2 protein-coding genes are annotated in these 5,193 nt (G+C 37.5%); both read left to right on the top strand.

Going from position 1 to position 5,193, the window contains the following annotated elements:
- Positions 1–2,869: DEAD/DEAH box helicase (locus tag JHC30_05590; protein ID MCI4463627.1), on the top strand; the 2,869-nt coding region annotated here is incomplete at its 5' end.
- A gap of 11 nt (positions 2,870–2,880) precedes the next feature.
- Positions 2,881–5,136 carry a hypothetical protein gene (locus tag JHC30_05585; protein ID MCI4463626.1) on the top strand — a complete coding sequence of 752 codons (2,256 nt, stop codon included), beginning with the start codon at positions 2,881–2,883 and terminating at the stop codon, positions 5,134–5,136.
- Positions 5,137–5,193 lie beyond the last annotated feature (57 nt).

Below are 5,193 nucleotides of genomic sequence, written 5' to 3'. Positions count from 1 at the left end.
CACATTCCATAACTTATATGATCTAATAGGGGGTGAGGGGGCAAAAGATGTTATAGAAAAATTGATTAAAGATAAAGTTCTTATTAAAATTGGTTCCCTAGAAGGCAAAGACGTATACACAACCCTACATGCTGATGTCGTTTTCAGAGTCATTCGAGGTCGCGCACTGGAGGACGGGCTAGATCAGAGATGGGTAGGACACTATATTGTAGAATTAAAAGAAGTCAATCTACCAAACTTTAAACGTCATAAAGCAGAAGACCTTGAAGCAATCCTGGAGGACTACTTCAAAAAGATGAACATTGACAAAACACTGCGAGAAAAAATTATTAAAGGAGTAATATCAGGTCTAAAAAAGAGTGATTATGACTCTTTCGCTGAGTGGCAGATAAAGGCTATTAAGGAAATTCTAGAAGGAGATAAAAGATTCATTATTGTAGATGCACCTACAGCTACAGGAAAAACAATTGTATTTTTTATACCTAGCCTGATTTCTCTCATAGCATATAAATTATCTAATAATAATGAAAATAAAGTTCTCTTAGTTTATCCAAGAAAATCCCTTCAGATTCAACAAGTAGGAACCTTTCTAAAAATACTTTATAATGTAAACGAATCGCTAAAAGAAACTCTAGGAGAAGAAACTTTTAAGAACCTTTTTGGAAAGGAAGGACTAACAATTGCCATAGATAAAGGCTTGGAAGATGAATCCCCTAACGAAACTCAAATAGAACTTGCCATACCCTGCCCTCTAAACAAAGATTGGAAAATAGTCCAACGCCGCGAGAAAAGCGACGAGTTTCCAAACCTCAAGACTTTTTGTATAGATTCTCAAGGAAGAGAACATCAATTACAATTCTTTCTCGGAATGACTATGACAAGGGATGACCGCGAATACATCTTAACTCATGACCCTGATATTATAATTACAAACCCCTGGACCCTTAGATATAGAATCAAAGATCAAAGGTTATCCCTTCCTTACTTATCAAGAACATTTATAATTCTTGATGAATCCCATGTCTACCTCAATGTAGATTACATCAACTTGGTTGGGGCTCTTATCCTATACCGCGATATTCTCGAAAATGAAAAAGGAAAAACTCCTACATTCGTACTCTCTTCAGCCACTATTTCGCTTGAACACAAAGAAGATCTGGGAACATGGTTGCTTGGCATCCCGTCTAACGACGGCTCTCAAGACATTAAGCGAGACGACATAAAGTTGCTTGACTACAACCAGCTCGAACCCCAACATGAAGACAAAGGCCTCCAAGTTGTGGTAACACTACTACCTTACAGACTTTCATTGGAGACCACTCTCCAAGGAATTATCCAAGTTCTCGCAACATCTACATGGAAAAACAAGTCCCAAGCCATAATATTTGTAGACAGTATCTCGGAGACTGCAACAATAGCAGGATACATAGAGACTATCTTCAAAAATAGAAAAGGAGCGGAAATCTGTGATCATCTTCTTAGATTCTCTTGTAGAGAAAACGAGGAAAAAGCTCTTCAGCCCGAAGATATAAGAAGATCATTAGACCCCGACGAAACTCTTGACGATTACAGCTGGGCTCACTTGTTTGAATCATTTTCACATTCCTTCATAAACCAAAAGGTTAGAAATTTTCTAACTCAAATTTCAACTGAACTCTACGACAAAATAGCCCTACACCACGGAGCGCTCTCAGGCGAAGAACGTAGACAAATAGAACACAAATTTACTCGTGGAGATATCAAAATTCTAATAGCAACGTCAACTCTCGAACTCGGCATGAATTACGACAATGTTACATTCATTGTTCAATACAAAGAACCACGCACAGATGAAGCCATTATACAAAGGATTGGTCGAGCAGGTAGAACATCAGCTGCATATAAAGTTGCACTGGCCTTTTATCTACCTCTCTACACGCCTATTCATCTTCAAAAGCTTCAGTCGAAAGAATCCATACTCACACCAGAAGTCATCCTTTTACCGCATAGATCCGTTATAGATAAAGCTTTTAAACTCGAAGAAATAGAATGGAAAATCAAAAACAATCTTTATCAGATTCTGCAGGAAAAGAAAAGGCTACCTCTTAAATCTTTAGAAAAATACATGGATAACATGCTTAAAAATTATCTTTCAAACTCGTTCGCATCATCTTATAAAAAATTATCTATTAATATAAATCATTTAGAGAAATCACATGAAATTTATAGAGAATTCAAAGAGATCGAAAAGAAAACAAAAGAACTGCAAAAACAATTTTCAACGTTATTTAACGGCATCGCAAAAGCACAACAGAGTGGAAAAATTTACTACCTACAAAGAAGGGCACGAACACAGCTAGATAGTGTAAAAAAAGTCTTTAAAGATTGGATAAACACCCCTATTGATCAACTCCTTGACCTCAATGAGAAATTCAAGGGTAACTATGTTACATTAGATCCAGCTGTAATTAAGGAAAAAATACAAGATATCATTACTTCCATCAATCAATGGAAGAATGACGAACCAGAGCTCTTATTTCTGGGAAATAACGCTTATTTAAAATTAAAAGAAAGTGACTCAAAAATTCTCATTCCCTCAACAAGCATAAACGACATCTCTAATTTTGTTGATAAATGTAAAAAATTTGCAGATAAAATCGAAAATTTTGCTAATAGCCTTAATGAAGACAAGATGATCCAACTTTTTTATGCTTTATCCAAAGCTAAATTTATTAAGAAAAGCTATAAAAGCCAATACGTATTTGCGGACAGCTTCGAGTGGATATGGTTCGATCATCTTCGCGACGATTTAATAGAAAGGCTACAATTTTTAATTGGATTTGCGACCTCGGATTCTAGACAAAGTAAAATATCTCTCAAATCAATATGAGGTGCCCCGAGATGACGGATACAGCTTTTACAGGAAAAGAAGGAACATATGAAAGAACGGGGCTTAGTGCACTCTTCATAACTACCCCGTTTAAGATTGCGTTCTCTTCTAAAGAAAAAGGCATTGAAATTGTGTTCAGATATCCCTCTGGATTTAAAGGTTTTTATGGAAAACTAAGTGCAGAAGCTCTCAACAAGGATATAGTTGACTTATTACACATGGTTCGATATCAAAAAGGACAATTAAAAGAAGACGGGCTTCAACCCCTAGACTTTCTGTGGAGTAGGCCGAAGATAAGTTCCTTGACCATAGAGGATAAAAAGATCACTATCTATGCTGAAATCCCTATCATCAAGTTCAACCCTAGGAACAAAAACTACGTTCTCATCTTAAGCAACAAGCTCCACGATTATCTCATTGGAAAGACAACACAGGAAGAAATTAAAGAACATATAAAGAACATGAAAAAATTCTTCAAGCCAATACTGGCCGAATACAGTTTCAATAGCATAATTCAGCCAAGCTACTGCGAATTAGGTCTTGTTTTAATTACGCACAGGAAAACATGTCCGCTAGCAAGTTTTTGTCCATTTAACAAGTCAGGCACAGAAAGGTGCCGTTTCTTTGTTCCTTGGGAAAGAAGCCATCAAAACTATGCAGGGTTATATAAAGTCGTACCAGAACACGAAATAAAATTATGGAAGAATGAAGATGCCGTCGAAAAACATGTTGCACAAATCCCTTACAAAGATCTGCCTTTCGCCTCTGTAAGATTTGTAGAGCCAGTAAACATTGTAGCCTACCATGCCGGAGTATCTTTTCTTCCAAAGGTTTGGACAAGTTTTACAAGAGTAAAATTCAAGCATACATTGGGAGTAGCAATTAACCTCACGTCTGCGCTAGAAATAAGTTTCAATGAAAAGACCCTCAGAAAAATTCTCGAAGAATTAGGCGATGATGCTAAAAAATGGTTAGAGTTTAAAGCTAATATGCTATTACTAGCTGGATTCAATGGTCTAGGTAAGAGATACTCTAAACCACTGAATCCTTGGAAATACCTGGAAAAATTCTACTGCGAGGAGATATTAGCTACGCCGGAGAAAAAAAGGAAAGATTTCCAGAGCTTGCTCAAGCTTGGAACAACATTTAGCTCTCAAGAGCTAGAAGAGGCAAAGAAATTCATAGTTACTCACACTTTTACCCACATGATCCTAAGCAATCTCTGGGCCAAATTAGGACTCTCCGAAGAAGAACTAGGATATGTACTAACAACTGATGAACATAGCGGAAACATAACTTCGTGGATCTTCGAGGCAAGATCAGGAGGTTACGGTTACCTTCGAGAACTTGCCGAAAAACAAGACCTCTTTGTCCAAATAGTTAACGAGGCACTCACGATCACTTCAAACTTTGAGTTTTGCAAGGGAAACCTTAAAGATACCTGGATAAACGACGCCTTGAATATCATCCACGACATCAAGTCGAGAACACAGAAAAAAGACCTCTTAAACACCTGTGGTAAGTTGGAACAATTCCTCCTTGCTCTCAATGAGATTTACAAACAGTATCGCATCACTCCACACCTTTATACAATAAGATATTGCCTACACCAAATCATCCCCGGAGAATACAGAGAACAATTCAGCAAACTCATAAACAAACTAGACTCATTCTTTACACCTTTCGACGGTAATACTGGCTGCTACTATTTCGAAAGCGGATGCACTACAGGCCCATTTGTCCAACCATTTGCTCTAAGCTATCGAATCGCAGAGAACTTATCGAAAAACTTTTCACTAAACAGGAAAATCGAAAATAGACTTGAAGACGTGATTCTTCAATGGATTTCTAATGCCACAAGAAGCGTTGACATCGCAACATGGAACCTTGCGATTTACGATTATCAAAAAGCCCTTAAGGCACTGGAAAAAGCATCCAAAGGAGGTGCAAAAATAAGAATACTCATAGGAGAAGCAAAAGACGAAGCCACAGTAAGAAGCATCCAGACCATTTTGCAGAAATTCTCCAATAACGCCGAAATAAGACTTTACACTAATGGAACCCTACACAAGAAAACAATAATAATAGACAACACAGCCCTACTCCACGGCAGCTTCAACTTCACCAAGGCTGGACTTACAAAAAACATTGAAAACGCATGGCTCACGTTATCTCCACAGGAAATAACAAAAGAATTAGAAGAATTCCAACAATTATGGAACTCCTCAAAACCCATAACTAAATTAGAAGATATACCCCGATACTAAAAAGCGCGCGCAAAAATCGACCGAGCTATGCCCTACAAGAATAGGCCCCACGAGATC

It is taken from the genome of Caldisericum sp. (assembly GCA_022759145.1).
Taxonomy (GTDB): domain Bacteria; phylum Caldisericota; class Caldisericia; order Caldisericales; family Caldisericaceae; genus Caldisericum.
The sequence above is the reverse complement of the archived record's forward strand: the minus strand, read 5'-3'. Positions and strand labels throughout refer to the sequence as shown.